Consider the following 19,337-nt stretch of genomic DNA (forward strand, 5'->3'; position numbering starts at 1 on the left):
GCTCCATGAACTCAGCCGTGCCCACCTTGCCCCCGGCCGCCCCGCGTCGGCGCGTGCCGGTCGAACCGCACCCGACGGGACGTTGCCACGCTGACATGCTGCGCGGCGAGTCCACCGCGGCCAGTCCACTTCGGGGCGGTGTGCAGGCTCCATGTGCGCCGGTGTATTGGACGCCCATGAAGACGCGTTCAGCCGATTCGGATGCCGTGCGAGAAGTTGTCTAAAGGCAATTCACCCGCCCTGGACGGCATGGTGACGTGTGACACCACGCTGCCGGCCCACCCTGCAGCCGACCGCTCCCTCCCGGTCCACGGTGCCGGGTACGGGGCGAGCGGGCAGGGCGACTGGACGGCGGCGGGCGCACGGGAGGCGACATGAACGCACAACAGGTGGCGAGGGGGCTGGGCTGGTTCAGCCTCGGCCTCGGAACCGTGGAACTGCTGGCCCCCGGTCACGTGGGCCGGTTCGTGGGTGCCCGCGCGGCTCAGACCCACGGCGGGCTCGTCCGCGCCTACGGGGTGCGGGAAGTGATCGCGGGGCTGGGCCTGCTGACCCAGCCGGCCGCTGCCGCGCCGTGGGTGTGGGCGCGGGTGGCCGGCGACGTGCTGGACCTCGCCACCGTGGGCCGCGCCCGGCCGGACGAGCCGCACGCCCACCAGCGGCTGACCCGGAGCCTGCTGATGCTCTCGGGCGTGACACTGCTGGACGTCCTGGTGGCGCGGGCGCTGAGCCAGGCCGCGTCGCCCTCGCCGGCGCGCCGGATCGCCGCCCACGCGGCCTGACAGGGAGGACATGAGCATGACGACCCACGACCAAGCCCGACGCGACAGCCCCCAGAACTCCAGTCCGGCCGACCGCCTGCTGTTCGGCGGGCTGGCCGTCGGCCTCATCGCCCTGAGCGTGCGCCAGCGCGGAAGCGTCGGGGTGTTCCTCGGAGCCGGGGGCGCCCTTCTGCTCGCCGGCGCGGCGATGGGAGAGGGCCTCGGCCCTGCCCTGACCCATGTGCGCCGCACCGAGGACGACCACATCCGCGTCCAGAAGGCGATCACCATCGGCATGAGCGCCGACGACCTGTACAGCTTCTGGCGTCACCTGGAGAACCTGCCGCGTTTCATGCAGCACCTGGACTCGGTGACGACCCAGGACGGCGACGGCCGGCGCTCGCACTGGGTCGCCCGGGCGCCCGCCGGTACGCATGTCGCGTGGGACGCCGAGATCACCGCCGACGAACCTGGTCGCCGCATCGCGTGGCGGTCGCTGGCCGGCGCCACCGTACCCAACGAGGGCGAGGTCGAGTTCCGGCCGGCGCCGCAGGGCCGCGGCACGGAACTCCACGTCTCGCTGACATACCGTCCGCCGGGCGGCAGCCTGGGCGCGACCGTCGCCCGGCTGCTGGGCGAGGACCCCGAGATGCAGGTCGCCCAGGACCTGCGGCGGCTCAAGCGAGTGCTCGAGGTCGGGCACGAACCCACCACCGAGGGCCAGTCCAGCGCCCGCAAGGGGCCGGCGAAGGCGGAGGCCAAGATGTACGACAACCGGAGAACCTCGTGAAGGCCGTCGTGTGGCAGGGCGTCAACCGCATGCGTGTGGAGACCGTGCCCGACCCCGAGATCCTGCGGCCCACCGACGCCATCGTGCGCGTGAGCGCCACCGCGATCTGCGGCTCGGACCTGCACCTGATGGACGGCTATGTCCCCAGCATGGTGCACGGCGACATCCTCGGCCACGAGTTCATGGGCGAGGTCGTGGAGGTCGGTCCCGAGGTCCGCCGCGTGAAGGTCGGTGACCGGGTGATCGTGCCCTTCCCGATCTCGTGCGGTGTGTGCTGGTACTGCAAGCAGGGCCTGACCTCGCTGTGCGACAACTCCAACCCCAACCCGGCCCTCGCGGAGACGATGTGGGGCCACGCGCCGGCCGGTATCTACGGCTACTCGCACATCACCGGCGGGTATGCGGGCGGACAGGCGCAGTTCGCGCGCACCGTCTTCGCCGACGCCAATCTCTACACGGTGCCGGACGACCTGACCGACGAACAGGTGCTGTTCCTGACCGACGTGCTGCCCACCGGCTACATGGCGGCCGAGAATTGCCAGATCGAGGGCGGTGACGTGGTCGCCATTTTCGGTGCCGGGCCAGTCGGGCTGTTCGGCGTCGCCAGCGCGTTCGTGCTGGGCGCGGAACGCGTGATCTCGATCGACCGGTTCCCCGAACGGCTGGAGATGGCCCGCGCCTACGGCGCCGAGACGATCAACTACGAGGAGGAGAACGTCTTCGAGCGTCTCAAGGAGCTGACCGGCGGTCGCGGCCCCGACAGCGTGATGGACGCCGTGGGTCTCGAGGCCCAGGCGCACGGCCTGCTGGGCGTGGCCGACGCGGTCAAGCAGACCACCCGCGTGCTGGAAACCGAGCGCCCCCACGCCCTGCGCGCCGCGATCATGGCGTGCCGCAAGGGGGGCACCGTCAGCGTGCCGGGCGTGTACGGGGGCCTGGCCGACAAGATTCCGCTCGGCGCCTTCATGAACAAGGGCCTGACCCTGAAGACCGGCCAGACGCACGTGCACCGCTACCTCGACACCCTGCTGGGCCACATCCAGCACGGCCGGATCGACCCGACCAGGATCATCACCCATCGCCTCAGCCTGGAAGACGCGCCGCACGGCTACCACATCTTCAAGCACAAGCACGACGGCTGCATCAAGTGCATCCTCGACCCCTGGGCCGACCACAGCACGCACCAGCCCAGCCCGCCCAGGCCATGACGGCGGGGCCAGCGCGTGCACGGCCATTCATGAGTCCATCGTTGCTTGAACTGCGCTGCCGGGGCCGGCACCATGAATCACACTGACGCCATGCCCTACATCGCCAGCGATCTGTTGAACCCTGGCCAACGTCTGACTTTCCGGACCACCGGCTCGCACCACCGGTACGTGTTCAAGGACTCGAACGCGTCCCCGAAGGTCGGAGACCGCATCCGGATCGGGAGCCACGTGCGCGTCATCACCAAGATCGAACGGGCGAACCTGCCGGGCCAGCTCGTCGCCATCGTGCACGCCCATTGATGGACCTCCCGGCGCAGCGGTGAAGGCGCCCGGGTCATGCCATCATCGGCGCACCGTGACTGTTCCTGCCCTGCCACCGTACGCTCCAGGCGGGTCGCCGTGAAGCTGGCGACGTGGAACGTCAACTCGCTGACCGTGCGGCTGCCGCAGGTGCTGGAGTGGCTCGACCTCCACCAGCCCGACGTGCTGGCGCTCCAGGAAACCAAGGTGGTCGACGAGCGCTTCCCCGTGGCGGCGCTGGAGGCTCTGGGGTACGGGAGCGTCTTCGCCGGTCAGAAGACCTACAACGGGGTGGCCCTGCTGTCGCGCCGGCCCCTGGACAACCCGAAGGTGGGTGTTCCCGGTCTGGACGATCCTCAACGCCGCGTCGTGGCCGCCACCGTGGGTGACGTCCGGGTGGTGTGCGTGTACGTGCCCAACGGGCAGCAGGTGGGCTCGGAGAAGTTCACCTACAAGCTGGAGTGGCTGGCGGCCACCCGGGCGTGGCTTGAGGCTGAACTGGCCGAGCACACCCGCGTGGCCGTGATGGGAGACCTGAACATTGCCCCGGAAGACCGCGACGTGCACAGCCCCAAGCGCTGGGAGGGCCAGGTGCTCGTCAGCGCGCCGGAACGCGACGCCTTCCGCGGGCTGCTCGGCACCGGCCTGCATGACGCCTTCCGTCTGCACCCCCAGCCGGAGCGGGTGTTCAGCTGGTGGAACTACGGCGCCCTCGCCTTCCCCCGGAACTGGGGCCTGCGGATCGACCACATTCTGGTCTCGGCGCCGCTGGCGGCGGTATGCCAGAGCTGTGAGATCGACGTCGGCCCGCGGGGGCACACCCGCCCGTCGGACCACGCGCCCGTGATCGCCACCTTCGCGGACCCCTGACGCTCCTGCCGAGGAGGCCGCTGGCAGGAGCGCTCCCCCGAGTGGCAGGTGGGGCCAGAACTTCGGGCGACCGAGGATGGCGGCCGTTCGTGCCGGTCGCGGCCGAACTGGATACGCACGCCGGGTTACTCCAAGAAGGGACGGTGCAGGAGGCCACCCTGGTCAGAGTGTTCGTGTGCTTCTGGGCCGAGGCTCCGCCTACGCTCCGGGCGACGTGACTGTGCGGGTGGGGGAGAGTGCCCGCTGGACGAAGCGGCACCGCCACGTCGGGCAAGGGGGCGCCGAACACCATGACGTTCACCTGGGCGGGCACAGCCTCCACCCCGCTTTGACGGCGAGTTCGGGCTCCGCCGTATCCACGGCCAGACCGGATCCCTGGGCCACGGCTGTGCGGCGGGTCAAGGTACCTTCGGCGTCTGCTTACTCCAGGCTGCAATCGCCCGCACTTTGCTTGGTTCGACCGGTACCGGACGGGACACCGTTCTGGCGCATGGTGAACGCTGTGCCGAGTGGCATGAAGGTCCTCGCTCTCGCGGAGGTATGACCATGACTCAGGGGAACAGCGGCAACACCAGCGGCGGCAATCAGGGCGGTCAAAGTGGGAACCAGGGCGGCCAGAGCGGCGGCAGCCAGGGCGGCCAGAGTGGTCAGGGCGGCCAGAGCGGCGGTAGCCAGGGTGGCCAGAGTGGTCAGGGCGGCCAGAGCGGGCAGAGCGGCGGTAACCAGGGGCGCTGACGCCCACCGACACACGTGAGGCAGGCAACACGGCAGGCGGTCTCGACACACCGCCTGCCGTTGTGTGATGGCACACGCCTCAGCAGAGCGCGGCGCGTCCTGGCACCACCGGGACAGGCCACGGCTACGGGAGAGAGCGAATGTTCTACCACGACAAGCAGTTGCAGTACACCGTCCGCGTCGATACCCCCAGCCCCGTCTTCGCCAAGATGCTCCAGCAGGCCATCGGGGGCGTGGAGGGCGAGATCCGCGTGTGCCTCCAGTACCTTTTCCAGTCCTTCGGCGCCCGCGGTCCCGCCAAGTACCGGGACATGCTGATGGAAACCGGCACCGAGGAGATCGGCCACATCCAGATGCTCGCCACGGCCGTCGCCATGAACCTCGAGGGTTCGCCCGCCTACCTGCAGGAGGAGATGGCCAAGGCAGACCCACTGCTGGCCGCCACGCTCGGCGGCATGGAACCGCGCCAGTTCCTGTCGGCCGGCATGTCGGCGCTGGCCGCGGACGCCAACGGGGTGCCCTTCAATGGCTCGCACGTCTACGCCAGCGGCAACCTCGCCGCGGACATGTACTCCAACGTGGCCGCGGAAGCCACCGGGCGGGTGCTGGCGTGCCGCCTGTTCGACATGACGGACGATCCCGGCATGAAGGACATGCTGCGGTTTCTGATCACCCGCGACACCATGCACCAGCAGCAGTGGCTGGCGGTGATCGAGGAACTCGGCGGGCATCCGGGCAGCCTGCCGATTCCCAACACCTTTGACCAGGCGCAGGAGGTAGAGGGACTCAGTTACACCTTCCTGAGCACTGGCGTCGCGGGGGTCGAGGCGCCCACCGGCCGCTGGACGAGCGGTCCCTCGCTGGACGGCCGGGGGGAATTCACCACGATGGTCAACCGGCCACTCGGGCAGGAGCCGGTCCTGGCCCCACCGATCCCCTCCGGATACGCCGAACTTCAGCAGATGACCGACGAGGGTGCCACCCGGTAGGCCACCTGCCACAGCGCTCAGAAGACGCTGGACTGGGCTGCAGTGCACGACTGGGACCCCCGATTGCCCAGAGCCGGGGTGGTCTCGTCGATCCGGCCGATGCAACTCGTTGCCTCTGTCGCGTTTAAACCCCAGTCTCGTCCACGCTGAGCCGGGCGGCATCTGTCCCTTGCCATAGAGGGCGGCAAGGGGCATCCTTTAGCTCAGTTTCCCAACAATTCAAGAGTTCGGTCCGCCCGCTGGGGCGGATTTTTCATGTGGTGAGAGTCAGGTGTCAGGCGCCGGATTCCGCCCGGCCAGGCCGGTGCAGCAGGTCGGTTGGTGACGGCCGGATGTCCCTCAGATCGGTGCGGATGAGGCTGCGCCTTCCCGGCGGACCTGGGAGAGCGGAGTGGTGGCGTCGGGAACCCCGTGCCGCACACGGAGTAGGGCGAGCGGCGTACAGTCCAGCGCGTGATCCCAGTCCAATCGGCCCCGCGTCCTCCCGACAAAAGGCTGACGCGGAGCAAACGTTCGTTGCGTACGCTGGCCTCGTACCAACAACACAAGCCGCCCGGGTGAAGGCGGTCAGGCAGCCCCACACCGGTGGGGCTTTTTCATGGTGGGAACGCGCAGCCTACGGGCGCGTGCCCAGGCGGTTGCGGACGAGTTCCAGAAACTGCATGCCCATGTCGTGCGTGACGGTCGGTGCGGGCGGCGTCTGCACCGTCCAGTGGGCGTGTTCGGCCCGCAGATAGTACTCCCCCTGCTCCTCGTCCAGGTAGCACGCCCACTCGACCTTGTGCATGTCCAGGAAGGCCGTGATGAACGCGCTGCTGGGAAAGCTGAACCGCTCCTGTTTGAGGGCCATCGCCACACCCTAGCAGGGCAGTGTGACCGGGCGTGCAGAAGCGCCCCCGGAGGGGCCATCTCTGGGGGCATCTTGGGAGTGGCGCACGGACAGAGATTCACAGATCCTCTCCGTCAGGTGTGGTGGTGCACACGGACCCGAAGCCCACGATGACCGAAAGCTGTCGGGGTAGAGCACGTGCGTCTTCCCCTGAGCGTACGGCGGTGCAGGGTCCGCAGCCGAAGACTCCCACTGGAAGTATCTCTACAGGTACATGACAGTCGGCGCCAGCTCTAGGGCTCAAGTGACCGCAGCCGGAGGCAATGTGGTCCGCAACCGTGAAAGGCGGATCTGCACTGCAGTTACGTCAATGTGTTACTTGACACGAAAAAGCCCGATGTACTGTCCGCGCACTTTTCACAGCCGGAACGCCTTAGTGCCCCAATTGTGCTGAGGAGCCCCTGCTCATCTCCAAGACGCGCCCAGCATCTTTGTGACGACCCAGACAGCGAAAGGTATGTCGCTCGACTTGAGCACCGCGATTGGACTGTTCAGCGGGTGGACTCTTTGGCGTTGCGTTCGCTGGCTGCCTCGTGCATCTCGGCCTTGCCACGGTCGACCAGGCCCTTGCCCTTCTCCACGGCACGTTCCAGCGGGTTGTCGCTGGTTTCTGCCCTGTAGTCGTGCTCCTCGGCGCGGGCGCGGTCGGCACCCTCGTTCGCCTTGTGCTTCACGGCGTCCACAGCGTCGCCCAGACGTTCGCCCACGCTCTTGTCATCGCTCATGCGCGTACCTCCTGAACCCGTATCTTCCGCCGTGGCCTGCTGTGACAGGTGTTGGGACACCCAAGATCATGGAGGCGTCGCGTTTCAAAAGAGCGGGCTACGGGCCGGTCTACACAGTCATCGCGCCTCTTCACTGCACGGGACGGACATTCAGGTGATCTGCTCAACGTGCCGAGCCGTGCCACGTCATGGAACGATTCATGCCTGCCCGTCGAACGTGACAGACAAGCGCCCCCGACCAGACGGTTCCCAAGCGGCGTCTTACGGACGTTGACGGGAAGGGCGAAACGGACCTCCGTGCGGCACCGGGCGCACATCCCGCCCTTATCCCAGGATGGTAAGGCTGATATGAAGCTGACACAGGCCCAGTGAACTGTCCGGGTATGCGACATGCCCTGCTGACTGCCGCCCTGGTGCTGAGCACCGCTGCGACCGCCGCCCAACTCCAGGTGTACCCCTACGACGGCGCCCGCCTGCTCGCCGGTCAGCACTTCGACCTGCGTATCGAGGCCGAGGACGTCAAGGACTTCAAGACGGCGACCGTGACCCTGGACGGCCGGACTGTGGACGGCCTGACGCGCACGACCACCAAGCCCACCAGCGTGGAGTGGACGCTGCGGACCCAGAGCCTGACCGCCGGGTCGCACATCCTGACCGTGCGCTACAGCGACGGAGCCGGCGACCAGATCAAGTCGGTGCGCTGGAATGCCGTGGCGCCGGCGGCCGCGAAGGCCAAGAACGTGATCCTGTTCATCGGGGACGGCATGGGCTGGAACACGGTGAACGCCGCGAACCTGATCGCCCACCCGTACAACCCGGCCAACGGCATGCCCACCGGCAAGCTCGCCATGATGAGCGACCTGAGCAGCATGGCCAGCGTGAACACCAGCTCCTACGACAGCGCTCTGGCCGACAGCGCGAACACCGCCAGCTCCATTGCCACCGGGCAGAAGATCCAGGTGAACGCTCTGAACGTGTACCCGGACAACACCGCCGACACGCTGGACAACCCGCGCGTGGAAACCATCTCGGCGATGCTGCGGCGCGCGATGGGCAAGGGCGTGGGTATCGTGTCGAGCGCCTTCGGGGTGGACGCCACGCCGGCCGCCTTCGCGTCGTACACCCGTCGCCGCGGCGACTACTCCGCGATTGCCGACCAGTACTTCAAGGGCGACGTGCAGCCGGACGTGCTGCTGATCGGCGGCAGCCGTGACTTCATCCCCAGCACCGCGCCGGGCAGCCGCCGCAAGGATGCCACCGACTGGATCGAAGGCAGCCAGAAGATGGGCTACACCTTCGTGTCCAACCGCACCGAACTGAACGCCGCGAACGCCACGAAGCTGTTCGGCCTGTTCAACATCGACAACGTGCCCAGCTACCTCGACCGCGCGCAGTACAAGAGCAAGGAGATGCTGGGCGACTTCACCGACATGCCCTACCTGTGGGACAGCGCCCAGAAGGCCGTGCAGACCCTCGAGAAGAACCCCAACGGCTTCTTCCTCATGGTCGAGGCGGGCATGGTGGACAAGTACGAGCACCCGCTCGACTGGCAGCGTGCCGTGTGGGACGTGCTGGAACTCGACCGCGCTGTGGCGTGGGCCAAGGAGTACGCCAAGACCCACCCCGACACGCTGGTGCTGGTCACGGCGGACCACGCGCACTCGCTGAGCGTGTACGGCGGCTACGACGCTACCAAGGGCCCGGGCAAGCGCGAGGCGGTGGGCGTGTACGAGGCTGCCGGCTTCCCCACCTACGGTGACAAGCGCGACGCCAACGGCTTCCCGCTGCCCGAAACCGACCGCACCTACGCCGTGGGCTTCGCGGCCGTGCCGGACTACTGCGAAACGTACCTGGGTCGCCGCATCTTCCTCGACCCGACCGTCAGCAACGGGCAGACCGGCACTGCCGCCGGCTACGTCCCGAACCCCAAGATCTGCGCCGAGGGCAGCGTGCAGCGCACCGGCAACCTGCCGCCCACCAGCAACCAGGGCGTGCACACCGCCGATCCCCTCCCGCTCTTCGCCTTCGGGGCCGGCGCGGAGAACTTCAGCGGCATGATGGACCAGACCGACATCTTCTTCGGCGTCGCCAAGGCGCTGGGCCTGGACGCCACCAAGAGCAAGTAAGCGCACGGGCCGGGCGGGGGATGACCCAGGTCACCACCCCGCCCGGCTGTGGTCTGATGTGAAGACGGCCGGGCTGACACAGCCAAGACGCGGCGGGCGGACACTGGGTGCCGTTCGCCGCTCGCCGTCCGGAGCGCCGACCCAAGAGGAGTGGTGATGAACCGCCGAACCGTCGTGAAAATCCTGGGCGCCGTGCCCGCGCTGGCCGCGTTGGGGCGTGCCGGGGCCGCCGCGCCCGCGAGCCTGAAATTCAGCGAGCTGTATGGCCGCGTGACCGTGCGCGGCGTCGAGTACAGCGGCAAGATCAAGTCGCTGGCCGGGCAGGCCGTGAGCATGCAGGGATACATGGCCCCGCCGCTCAAGCCCAAGCTGGACTTCTTCGTGCTGACGCGTGAGCCGATGAGCACCTGTCCGTTCTGCACCACCGCCGCCGACTGGCCCGCCGACATCGTGCTGGTGATCATGCCGCCGGGACGCGAACTCGATCCCAGCACCCGCGGACTGACCGTCACGGGCCGTCTGGAGATCGGCGTGAAGAAGGACGACGAGACTGGCTTCGTGAGCCTGGTGCGGCTGTACGCCGACCGCGTCGACAGCGCGTGACCCCCGCAGGTCCCATCCGCGCCGCTGCTCTGAGCGTGCGCGGCCTGACGGTGTCGCGGGGTCCGGACGCCGTGCTCACGTACCCGGACTTCGACCTCGCGCCGGGCACCCACTTGGCCGTCACCGGACCCAGCGGAACCGGCAAGACGACGCTGCTGCATGTCCTGGCCGGCCTGCTGATTCCGGACGCGGGCGAGGTGCGCTACGGCGGGCAGTCGCTGGGCGCGCTCACCGAGGCGGGCCGCGACGCCTACCGCCGCCGGGCTGTGGGCTACGTGTTCCAGGACTTCCACCTGATGCCGGGCCTGAGCGCCCTCGAGAACGTGGAGCTGGCCCTGCGGGTCTCCGGCGTGGCCGATCCGCGTGACGTCGCCCGCGCGGCCCTGACCCGGCTTGACCTGGGCCACCGTCTGCGCCACCGGCCCGCCGAACTGTCCACCGGCGAGCGCCAGCGCGTGGCGATTGCCCGCGCGGTCGCGCACAACCCCGGTCTGCTGCTGGTGGACGAGCCCACGGCGCACCTGGACCGCGAGCGGGCCCGGGTCGCGCTGGATCTGCTGCGCGGCGCGGCCCAGCAGCAGGGTGCCACCCTGATCGTGGTCACGCACGACCCGCTGGTGGCGCAGGACTTCGGCGAGCAGCTGCACCTGAACACGGCGGTGACCGCGTGAGGGTTGCCCTGTGGACGGCCCTGCGCGGCCTGCGGGCGCGCGCCGGGGCGCTGCTGCTCACGGTGCTGGCCGTGGCCCTGGCGACCGCGACCGCGCTGGTGGTGCCGCTGGTGACCCGGCAGGTCGAGCGGGGCGCGCAGGACGCCGCGCAGGTGTTCGACCTGCTCGTGACCGCGCCGGGCAGCGGCACCCAGGCGGTGATGTCCACGCTGTTCTACCTCGACGTGCCCATCGGCAACGTGCCGCACCGCGTCTACGAGGACCTGCGCACGCTGCCGGGCACGCGCCGCGCCGTGCCTATCGCGCTGGGCGACAACTACGCGGGCTTTCCCATCGTGGGCACGACCGCGCAGTTCTTCGACCAGCGCCTGAAACCCGCCCTGCCGCCGTACTTCCGGGTGGCCCAGGGTCAGGTCTTCGCGCGCGAACACGACGCGGTGCTCGGCGCGCGGGTGGCGCAGGCGGCGGGTCTGCGCGTGGGCAGCACCTTCAAGGGTGCCCACGGCCTGCGCGACGAGGCCGACCACGAAGAGGGGCCGGGCGGCGAGTCGGGCGACCACCACGACGAGTCCTACACCGTGACGGGCATCCTGGCTCCCACGGGCGGCCCGGTGGACCGCGCGGTCCTGACGCCCATCGAGACGGTGTGGGAGGTCCACGGCGAGGGAGCCCAGGCGAGCCGCGAGGTCACGGCCGTGCTGTACTCCGCCGAGAACTTGGCGGGTATCTACACCGTCGCCCAGCGCGTCAACGCGGGCCGGGACGCGATGGCGGTCTTCCCGGGGCAGGTGTTCGCGCAGGCGCGCAACGTGCTGCTCCAGGGGCAGGCGGCCTACACGGCGCTCTCGGTGCTCGTGCTGGGGATCGCCGCGCTCACCGTGTGGCTGAGCGTCTACGCGTCCGGCGTCGAGCGGACGAAGACCGTGGCGCTGCTGCGCACCCTGGGGGCCGGACGGGCCACGGTCTTCACACTGGTCCTCGTCGAGACGGGCCTCACCGTCGCGCTGGGCGTGCTGCTGGGGCTCGGGCTGGCCGTGCTCGTCAGCGGGGTGGGCGGCAACGTCCTGGGCGCGCAGCTGGGCTTCACGCTTGCCCCACCCGAATTGACCTGGGCGCTGGCCTCGCGCGCCCTGTGGCTGATCCCGCTGGGCCTGCTGGCCGCAGTGCCGCCTGCCGTGCATGCCTCAAGGCTGAGCCCGCTGCGGTACCTCTAAGGGCGGCCCGCGTGCAGGGCTTCAGCCCGTCGCGGCGCCCATCCGCTGGGCCACGTGGCGGCTGACGCGGTACGCGAGCGCCAGGATGGTCAGCACGGGGTTCACGCCCCCGTTCGTGACGTGCAGCGAGCCGTCCACCACGTGCAGGTTGTCGTGTCCCCACACCTGCCCCCACGCGTCCGTGACGGAGGTGCGCGGATCGTCGCCCATGCGGCACGTGCCGGCCTGGTGCTGCCCGCCGCTGGGTCCCTCGGCCGGCGCGAATACCAGCGGAATCACGTCGCGAGCGCCGCTGGCCGTCACCCACTCGGTCACGCGCTCCGCGATGAACTGCGCGGTGCGGCGGTCTTCCGGGTGGATATTCCCGCTCAGCCGCGCGGCGGGAACGCCGTACGCGTCGCGCACGTCCGGGTCGAGAGTCACGCGGGCATCCGGATTCGGCACCTCCTGCACCGGGCCGAACACCAGCGCCAGGCGCGGGTAGAGGTGGCGCATCGCCCGTTTGCTCGCCGCGCCCCAGGTGGGCAGCTCGGGGTTCAGGGCGGTGAGCATGGTGTACACGTACAGCGGCATGGGCACGAAGTCGTTGGCGATCATCGCGCCGCCAACGATGCCCGGGTTGCCGTGCCGGTAGTCGTTCGTGGCGAGGCTCGGCCCGGGGCCGCGGCAGTCCTGCACCGGCTCATCGAACACTGCGAAGGCGCCGGCGTACACGTGCCCCTGCAGGTGCCGGCCCACCTGGTCGTGGGTGTTGCCCAACCCGTGGGGCTCGCGCGCGGTCGCGCTGTTCAGCAGGAGCCGCGCCGTCTCGATGGCGCCGGCGCCGAGCAGCACCTGCCCCGCCATAACCGTGCGGCGCTGCGCGGCGTCCGCGGGTCCGGTCACCAGCGCCACGCCCGTGACCCGTCCGGCCGCGTCCGTGATGACGCGCTCGACCTGCACGCCCGTCACGAGGTCGCAGCGTCCGGTGGCGAGGGCACGGGGGATCACCGTATTGCGCGTGTCGGTCTTGAACTCGCCGGGGCACGCGAAGCCCACGCACGCCCCGCACTGCAGGCACGTGCCGCGCCCGCCATACGGCACCGAGTTGATCAGCAGCGGCACGGGCGAGGTGCTCAGCCCCAGCGCCCGCGCTCCCCGGGTCAGCGCGGGCACCGTGCCGTTCGGCCCCACCGGCGGCATGGGATAGCCGCGCCGGCGCGGTCCGGCGTACGCGTTCCCGGCCGCGTCGCCGGACACGCCCAGCTCCCACTCGGCGCGCTCGTAGTCGGGTTCGAGGTCGTCGTAGGTGATCGGCCAGTCGGCCAGGGCGCTGCCCTCCGGCACCCCGTAGGTGCTGGCCATGCGGAAGTCCTCGGGCGAGAAGCGCCACGCCTGCGCGCCGTACACGCGCGTGCCGCCGCCCACGGTCATGGCATTGTTCAGCCAGCGCGGATCGCTGGGCGGCACCGCCGCGTGCCCGGCCACCCGCGGGTTCCCGTGCAGGGGCGGGCCGGTCGCGGGTTCGTAGCCCAGCGACAGCCGGGCGCTGCGCAGGTGGTCGTCCCGCAGGTCGTGCGTGCCCAGCCACGCGCCGCGCTCGACCAGCAGCACCCGGTGCCCCGCCTCCGCCAGCACGCACGCGGCCACGCCGCCCCCAGCCCCGGCACCCACCACGACCGCGTCGTACTCGGCGTGCAGGTCGTCCCACGCCGTCAGGGCGGGCCGCTCTGCCCGGACGTCGGGCCACTGCGCGCCGTCCGGCAGACGGTGGTAGCCCAGCGTGCGCCACGCCACACCATCTCGGTTGCCGCCGTTGCCGGGATCGCCGTAGTACCCCTGCATGCACAGCTGGATCGTCCACTGGAGGTACGCGGCCGGGTTCAGGTCCTCCCAGTCCGCCGCGCTCGTGCCGGCCAGCAGGTCGTGGATCAGGGCGTGCTGCGTGTCCTCGCCCAGCGCCGCGAAGTCCTGCCCGTGCCGGGCCTGCGCCTCGGCGTCCAGCGCGGCCAGGCCCCGGCCGAACTCGGCGCGGCGTGCCCGCAGGTCACGCCCGAAGATGCCGGTCAGGAACTCGCCCACGCCGGCGTGCCACCCGGACGGAGCATCGTCGGCCGGGAGGATGGTATCGATGAGCGCCCTCAGGGTCGGGCTAGTAGAGACCCCGGTCATGGCCCGCACCTCGGTGAACGTTGCACGCCGTCACTGTGGCACACCGGGGCCGGCCGTCACGCCTGCTGGTCGCGGGGCCGAGGCACAGACGGCCCTGCCGGCCGGGACTTGGGGAGCGTGAAGCCGAACGTGGCACCCTCGCCCACCCGGCCCTCGGCGTACACCTGACCGCCGTGCTTCAGGATCAGCCGGCGGACGCTGGCCAGCCCGACCCCCGTGCCCTTGACCTCGTCGGCGGTGTGGAGCCGCTGGAACATGCTGAACAGGCGGTTGTGGTAGCGCGGATCGAAGCCCAGGCCGTTGTCGCGCACGTACACGCCCCAGCGGTCGCCGCCGTCCTCCGCCCACACCCGGATGACCGCCGGATCGCGGGTCTGGGTGTACTTCAGCGCGTTCTCGGTCAGCTCGGTCAGGACCTGTTTCAGGGCGTCCCGGTCGCCGTGCACGGCGGGCAGGGGCGCGACCTCCCACTGCACCCGCCGGGTGAGCAGATCGGGAAGCAGCGTCGTCTGGATCTGCGCCATGACGTCGCCCAGGTCCACCGTCTGCGGCTGCAGCGGTCTCTGGGCCGCCTGCGACAGGTGCAGCATGGCGTCGATCAGGGCGTTCATCTGCATGCCGGCCTGTCCCACCACGTCGAGGTACCGGGCACTCCGATCGTCGAGGTGGCTGCCCAGGGCCTCGCGGGCGAGGTGCAGGAATCCCAACATGTGCCGCACCGGCGTGCGCAGGTCGTGCGAGACCGAGTAGCTGAAGGCCTCGAGTTCCGCGTTGGCGACCGAGAGTTCCTGGGTCCGCGCGTCCAGGGCGTCGCGCTGCTCCCGCAGGGCGGTGGTCTGCTGGGCACGGCCCAGGGCCAGGTCCAGGCTGCGGCCCACTGCCCGGAAGATGCCCTTTTCGCGCTCCGCCCACGTCGCCGTCGTTGTCGACGCCATCATGAGCACGCCCTGCAACTCTCCCTCCACGAAGTACGGGTACCCGGCCACCGCGTGAAAGATGCCCGTCTGCTCGATCAGCAGCGGCGTCTCGTTCCAGCGGTCCACGAACGCTGCCGTGTGGCGCCGGAGCACCTGCGCGATCTCGGAGTGCTGGAGTGGGAAGCCGCGCTGGAGCTGCGCCAGCAGGGCGACGTCCACCCAGTGGCTCCACGCGGTCGCCTTGAACAGCTCTCCCTCACGCTCGAAGTAGGCGACGTCCACGTCGCAGGTCTCGTGCAGCAGGGTGATGGCCTGCCGGACCAGCGTCTCCACGTGCGTCTCGGTGCCGACCAGTTCCGTGAAGCGGGTGAAGGCCTCCAGCGCCGAGCGTTCCTCCTCCAGTTGCCGGGTGCGGTCCTCGACCCGCGCCTCCAGCTTCCGCACGGCCTCCGCCCGGCCCAGCGCCACCGCGCACTGCGCCGCCAGGATGGTCAGGAACCGCCGCTCGGCCGGCGGAAACGGGTGCGGCTCCGTGAAGTCCAGCACCACGGTCCCGAGGGGCCGGCCATCCAGGAACATCGGGAGCGCCGCCGTGGCGACCGCTGCGTGCGCGCCAGTCCGGTGTTCGAGGTCCGGGTAGGCCGCCTGCAACGCGCCGGGGTGCTCGAAATACAGCGCTTCCCGCCCGCGCAGGACGTCCGAGATCAGGGGATACCCGTCGACCGGGCCGTCCTGCCACACGCTGCGGTCCCCGTGGCCGTGACGGCCGGCGACCGACAGCTGTCGGCCGGCGCCTTCGACGAGCAGCACAGTTCCAGAGACAGCGCCCAGCGCCTGCCGGCCCGCCGACAGGATGATCTCGACGACCGCACGCTGCGTCCAGCTCGCCGCGAGAGCCTCGGTGACGCCCTGCACGTACTCCATCAGGGACGAGGGGGGCCCGAGGTCGGTACCGGGCTCGGAGGTCATGCCTCACCATAGCGGGCAAACCGCCGACAGACCCTGGAAGGGATTCGGGCCCCGGACGGTGCAGGTCAACTGAAACGAGGGTCATTCAGCGTTTTTGGACGCGTGTCCAGTCGAGCCCGGTGCGTCAGGGGTCTACGGGATGCAGTGATTGCCTTCGGCCTGTGGCAGAGCCGGCCCACAAAAACCCTCCCTGCCCGCTGGCAATGGGATCGTCCACAAGGCCGTGACGTTCGGCGGTCAGCACCGCAAGCCACCATGCCACGTGCTCTGCGAGAGTTCGCACCGACATCCACCGCGTTGGAGAGGTGTTCAGGCGGATGGCCGAGACTGTCGCCGGCCGACAGGCAGAGGCGTCAGGTCTCGAAGACGCCCGCATGCGGGGTGGTGGCCGCAAGAGTGGCGTACTGCTCCGCGGTCACGGGTGGTCCGTGCAGTTCGGCGGCCAGCAGCGCTGCGCCGCACACCGGCTCCAGGGCGCCGGCCTGCCACGTGACGTCGGGATGGCCCGCCTGCACCTGCCGGACCAGCGCGCCGCGCAGCAGGGCGCTGGGGTGGCGCATGACGCCGCCGGTGGTGACCAGGCGGTAGCCTCCGTGCAGGCCCACCTGCCGCGCCGCCGCGAGGGCGTAGTCCCCGAGCGCCTCCCCGTGCCGCACGGCGATGCGGCGGCTGGTGGCGTCGCCCGCGTCGGCCTCGTCGAGCAGCGCACGGGCGAACCGGCCCGGCTGGAGCACCGGCTCCTGCGTGCGTCCGGTCACCCGGTGCATCAGGGCGGCCACGTCCGGCACCCCGAACAGGGCCAGCGCCCGGGCACGGAGGGTGGTGGGCGGGTCAATGCCCAGGTGGGCGCGGTACACGGCGCGCAGGGCCTGCCGGGCAAGGTCCTCGGCGCCCTCGGGTTCCTGCCAGAACGAGGAATGCCACACGGGGCCGCCGGGCGCGCGGGCGGCGGTGCCGGAACTCGTGCCGCACACGACGGCCACGCCCAGGCCGTCCACGGAACCGGCCCGCAGTGCCCCCACCGCGTCGTTCACGACGTCCATCTGCGCGGCCCAGCCCCGGTGGGCCATGGCGCCGCGCAGCAGCGCGAAGTCCTCCGGCCAGTCCGCCCCGCTCGCGCTGAGGACTGCCGCCCGCAGTAGGCGGCCCCGCAGGCCTGCGTGATCGAGGGCCGCCGTGACCGCGTGCTCGAGGCTCTCGAGGGCCTGGGAAACGCCGGTGTAGATGTTCGACGGCCCGGCGCGGCCCCAGCCGAGGACGCGGCCCGCCGGGTCGATCAGCAGCGCGACCGTCTTCGTGTTGCCCGCGTCGATGCCCAGCACGGCGTCCGCCACCGGTGTCACGGCCGGGCGTCCCGGTCCGCGAGGACGGTCAGGGCTGTTCGGCGCAGGAAACTCGCCGGCACCAGCGGGGTCTCCGGGCCGTCCAGCGCCTCGCTCAGGATGGCGCACTTGTGCGCTCCGCTGACGAGGAGCAGCGTCTCGCGGGCGCCGAGGATCACGTCCATGCCGGCCGTGACGGCCCGTGTGGGCACCGTCAGCCCACTCCAGTACGCGGCGTTGCTCCGCAGGCTCTCGGGCGTCAGGGCGACCTCCCGCGTGGGCGCGTCAGGACCACTGGGCGGTTCGTTGAAGCCGACGTGGCCGTTCGGACCCAGGCCAAGCACCGCCACGTCGAGCCCGCCCAGCGCCGCCAGCCGGCCAGTGAAGGCCGCCGGGTCCAGCAGCGGCACGACGGTCTGCACGCCCAGCGGCGTCACGAAGGACCGCAGCATCCACGCCCGCAGGCTGCGGGGATCGCCCTCGGGCAGGCCGGCGTATTCGTCGAGCTGCACGGCCGTCACGCCGGAGCAGTCGAGCGTGCCCGCCCGGACCCGCTCGGCCAGCTGCGCGTACATGCCCATCGGCGTCTGGCCGGTCGCGACCAGCACCGTGAGGGCTGGCGTGCGGGCGATGCGCTGGGCCAGCCATTCGGCCGCGGCGTCCGCCAGCGCCGGCGCGTCCGGCACGACGTGAACGGTGACGCCCGGCGTCACCACAGCCGGTCCGGCAGCCACGCGCGGTGGGCCGCGGCCAGTTCGTCGTACAGCGTCCGGGCCAGCGGCAGCGTCCGCACCAGCGGATTGCTGACCAGCGCCCGCAGCGCGTCCAGGCGGTCCCCGCGCCACGCGGCGGTCGCGGCGAGCTGCTGGTACTCGCCCAGCGCGCCGGTCAGGGCGCGGGCCGCGGGGGGCACGCGGTGGCCCGCGACGGGCCGCACACCCTGGGCGTCCACCACGCACGGCCCCTCCACCACCAGCGTGTCCGGGAGGTCCGCCAGCGCGCCCCGGTTCACGACGTTGCACGGCCACACCTCGGCGCGGTCGTTGAACAGCGCGTCCATGACGTCCACCGCGACCTCCAGCTCGAAGATGCCGCCGCGTGAGCGCTCCGGGTCGAGCGTCGGCGCGTCGGCCGTGAGCTGCTCGCGGTAATGCGCCCAGTACTCCGGTACCTCCGCCAGGATGTCCTGGGCGCGCGTGGTGGGCTGGGCGCGCAGCTCGGCGACCATCTCGCGCTCGAAGTAGTAGTACCGCATGTACGACGCGGGCACCGTGCCCAGCGTCACGGCCAGGTCGATCCAGCGCCGCGCCCCCACATCCGGCAATTCACCGTCCAGCGCCGCGGCCAGCAATGGCAGCAGCGGCTCGGTGCCGGAGGCGCCGCCGTACGTAGCATCCGCGCTCCAGCATGCGTGGTTCAGACCCACCATGGTGGCCCGCACGCGGTCCGGATCGAGGCCGGCGAGGGCCGCGATCTCGCGCGGGAACACGATGGGACCCTCGCACAGCGACACGACCCGGATGGGCGAGTGGTCCGCGACCGCCTGGGCGACGATGTTCACGGGATTGGTGTAGTTCATCAGCCACGCCTGCGGGCACACCGCTTCCATGTCCGCGACCAGTCCGCGCGCCACGTGCACGGCCCTCAGGGCCATGAAAAAGCCTCCGGCACCCTGCGTTTCCTGCCCCACCACGCCGTGCGACAGCGGGATGCGTTCGTCGAGTGCGCGGGCCTCGAAGCCGCCGGGACGGTAGCTGGACAGCACGGCGTCGCAGCCGTCCAGCGCGGCCCGGCGGTCCGTGGTGGCCGTGAAGGTCAGGTCCGCTCCCTGCACGGCCGCCATGCGCCGGGCGAGCGCGCACACGAGGTCGAGCCGCTCCGCGTCCAGGTCGTGCAGGACGATCTCCGAGCCGGCGAAATTCCCCGCCTGCCGGATGAACGACGCGAGGGTGCCGGGCGCGCGGGTGCTGCCGCCGCCGATGTACGCGATCTTTACTCGGGCCATGGACCATCCTTGTGACGAGCGGCGTCCGGAACAGTGGACATGGTCAGGCCGTCGGACCAGCGACCGCGCCGGACCAGCCGGACGTCACGGCG

The 19,337-nt window shown here is 70.6% G+C and carries 18 protein-coding genes; 11 read left to right on the forward strand and 7 right to left on the reverse strand.

The genetic code is table 11. The annotated features are described in order from the left end of the window. Nucleotides 1-374 precede the first annotated feature (374 nt). From HNQ07_RS09485 to HNQ07_RS09515, 7 genes are all read left to right on the forward strand, one after another. Nucleotides 375-782: a hypothetical protein gene (locus HNQ07_RS09485; protein ID WP_184111092.1), complete on the forward strand. Its 408-nt coding sequence runs from the start codon at nucleotides 375-377 to the stop codon at nucleotides 780-782. Nucleotides 783-798: 16 nt separating this feature from the next. Continuing rightward, nucleotides 799-1,551 (forward strand): SRPBCC family protein, encoded by a 753-nt coding sequence (locus HNQ07_RS09490; RefSeq protein WP_184111093.1) that lies wholly within the window; start codon nucleotides 799-801, stop codon nucleotides 1,549-1,551. Continuing rightward, nucleotides 1,548-2,759: a zinc-dependent alcohol dehydrogenase gene (locus tag HNQ07_RS09495; RefSeq protein WP_184111094.1), complete on the forward strand. Its 1,212-nt coding sequence runs from the start codon at nucleotides 1,548-1,550 to the stop codon at nucleotides 2,757-2,759. Before HNQ07_RS09490 ends, HNQ07_RS09495 begins: the two co-directional genes overlap by 4 nt. A gap of 90 nt (nucleotides 2,760-2,849) precedes the next feature. After that, the gene (locus HNQ07_RS09500) at nucleotides 2,850-3,059 is read left to right on the forward strand and encodes a hypothetical protein (RefSeq protein WP_184111096.1); all 210 of its coding nucleotides are present in this window, start codon (nucleotides 2,850-2,852) and stop codon (nucleotides 3,057-3,059) included. Between the two features lie 99 nt (nucleotides 3,060-3,158). Beyond that, a complete protein-coding gene (gene xth, locus HNQ07_RS09505; RefSeq protein WP_184111097.1) occupies nucleotides 3,159-3,929 on the forward strand; it encodes an exodeoxyribonuclease III in 771 nt (256 codons plus the stop codon). Nucleotides 3,930-4,469: 540 nt separating this feature from the next. Next, nucleotides 4,470-4,664, forward strand: coding sequence for a hypothetical protein (locus tag HNQ07_RS09510; protein WP_184111098.1), 195 nt, complete (start codon nucleotides 4,470-4,472; stop codon nucleotides 4,662-4,664). Nucleotides 4,665-4,804: 140 nt separating this feature from the next. After that, entirely contained in the window at nucleotides 4,805-5,653 is an 849-nt protein-coding gene (locus HNQ07_RS09515; protein WP_184111099.1) for a manganese catalase family protein, read from the forward strand. Nucleotides 5,654-6,269: 616 nt separating this feature from the next. On the opposite strand, the gene HNQ07_RS09520 is transcribed toward HNQ07_RS09515, so the two are convergent. Together HNQ07_RS09520 and HNQ07_RS09525 are read right to left on the reverse strand one after the other, a co-directional pair. Continuing rightward, nucleotides 6,270-6,503 (reverse strand): hypothetical protein, encoded by a 234-nt coding sequence (locus tag HNQ07_RS09520; protein WP_184111100.1) that lies wholly within the window; start codon nucleotides 6,501-6,503, stop codon nucleotides 6,270-6,272. Nucleotides 6,504-7,033: 530 nt separating this feature from the next. Beyond that, on the reverse strand, nucleotides 7,034-7,267 hold the full coding sequence (locus tag HNQ07_RS09525) for a hypothetical protein (RefSeq protein ID WP_184111101.1): 234 nt from the start codon (nucleotides 7,265-7,267) through the stop codon (nucleotides 7,034-7,036). Between the two features lie 383 nt (nucleotides 7,268-7,650). Between HNQ07_RS09525 and HNQ07_RS09530 the strand changes: the two genes are divergently transcribed. The 4 genes from HNQ07_RS09530 to HNQ07_RS09545 all read left to right on the forward strand — a co-directional run bounded on the left by HNQ07_RS09530 (nucleotide 7,651) and on the right by HNQ07_RS09545 (nucleotide 11,881). After that, nucleotides 7,651-9,393 (forward strand): alkaline phosphatase, encoded by a 1,743-nt coding sequence (locus HNQ07_RS09530; protein ID WP_184111102.1) that lies wholly within the window; start codon nucleotides 7,651-7,653, stop codon nucleotides 9,391-9,393. A 156-nt stretch (nucleotides 9,394-9,549) separates the two neighbouring features. Further along, nucleotides 9,550-9,996 carry a hypothetical protein gene (locus HNQ07_RS09535; protein WP_184111104.1) on the forward strand — a complete coding sequence of 149 codons (447 nt, stop codon included), beginning with the start codon at nucleotides 9,550-9,552 and terminating at the stop codon, nucleotides 9,994-9,996. Beyond that, entirely contained in the window at nucleotides 9,993-10,667 is a 675-nt protein-coding gene (locus HNQ07_RS09540) for an ABC transporter ATP-binding protein (RefSeq protein ID WP_229831932.1), read from the forward strand. The genes HNQ07_RS09535 and HNQ07_RS09540 overlap by 4 nt, the downstream gene beginning before the upstream one ends. Beyond that, nucleotides 10,664-11,881, forward strand: a complete 1,218-nt coding sequence (locus tag HNQ07_RS09545) for an ABC transporter permease (RefSeq protein ID WP_184111106.1) — start codon at nucleotides 10,664-10,666, stop codon at nucleotides 11,879-11,881. The genes HNQ07_RS09540 and HNQ07_RS09545 overlap by 4 nt, the downstream gene beginning before the upstream one ends. A gap of 21 nt (nucleotides 11,882-11,902) precedes the next feature. On the opposite strand, the gene HNQ07_RS09550 is transcribed toward HNQ07_RS09545, so the two are convergent. The 5 genes from HNQ07_RS09550 to HNQ07_RS09570 form a co-directional block, all read right to left on the reverse strand. Further along, nucleotides 11,903-14,032: a GMC family oxidoreductase gene (locus tag HNQ07_RS09550; protein ID WP_184111108.1), complete on the reverse strand. Its 2,130-nt coding sequence runs from the start codon at nucleotides 14,030-14,032 to the stop codon at nucleotides 11,903-11,905. A gap of 56 nt (nucleotides 14,033-14,088) precedes the next feature. Further along, on the reverse strand, nucleotides 14,089-15,918 hold the full coding sequence (locus HNQ07_RS09555; RefSeq protein WP_184111110.1) for a sensor histidine kinase: 1,830 nt from the start codon (nucleotides 15,916-15,918) through the stop codon (nucleotides 14,089-14,091). A gap of 353 nt (nucleotides 15,919-16,271) precedes the next feature. Continuing rightward, nucleotides 16,272-17,261 carry an N-acetylglucosamine kinase gene (locus tag HNQ07_RS09560; protein ID WP_184111112.1) on the reverse strand — a complete coding sequence of 330 codons (990 nt, stop codon included), beginning with the start codon at nucleotides 17,259-17,261 and terminating at the stop codon, nucleotides 16,272-16,274. After that, on the reverse strand, nucleotides 17,258-17,953 hold the full coding sequence (locus HNQ07_RS09565) for a glucosamine-6-phosphate deaminase (RefSeq protein ID WP_184111114.1): 696 nt from the start codon (nucleotides 17,951-17,953) through the stop codon (nucleotides 17,258-17,260). Before HNQ07_RS09565 ends, HNQ07_RS09560 begins: the two co-directional genes overlap by 4 nt. Continuing rightward, nucleotides 17,950-19,245: a family 4 glycosyl hydrolase gene (locus tag HNQ07_RS09570; protein ID WP_184111116.1), complete on the reverse strand. Its 1,296-nt coding sequence runs from the start codon at nucleotides 19,243-19,245 to the stop codon at nucleotides 17,950-17,952. Before HNQ07_RS09570 ends, HNQ07_RS09565 begins: the two co-directional genes overlap by 4 nt. Between the last annotated feature and the right edge of the window lie 92 nt (nucleotides 19,246-19,337).

The sequence above is a fragment of the Deinococcus metalli genome (assembly GCF_014201805.1).
GTDB lineage: Bacteria > Deinococcota > Deinococci > Deinococcales > Deinococcaceae > Deinococcus > Deinococcus metalli.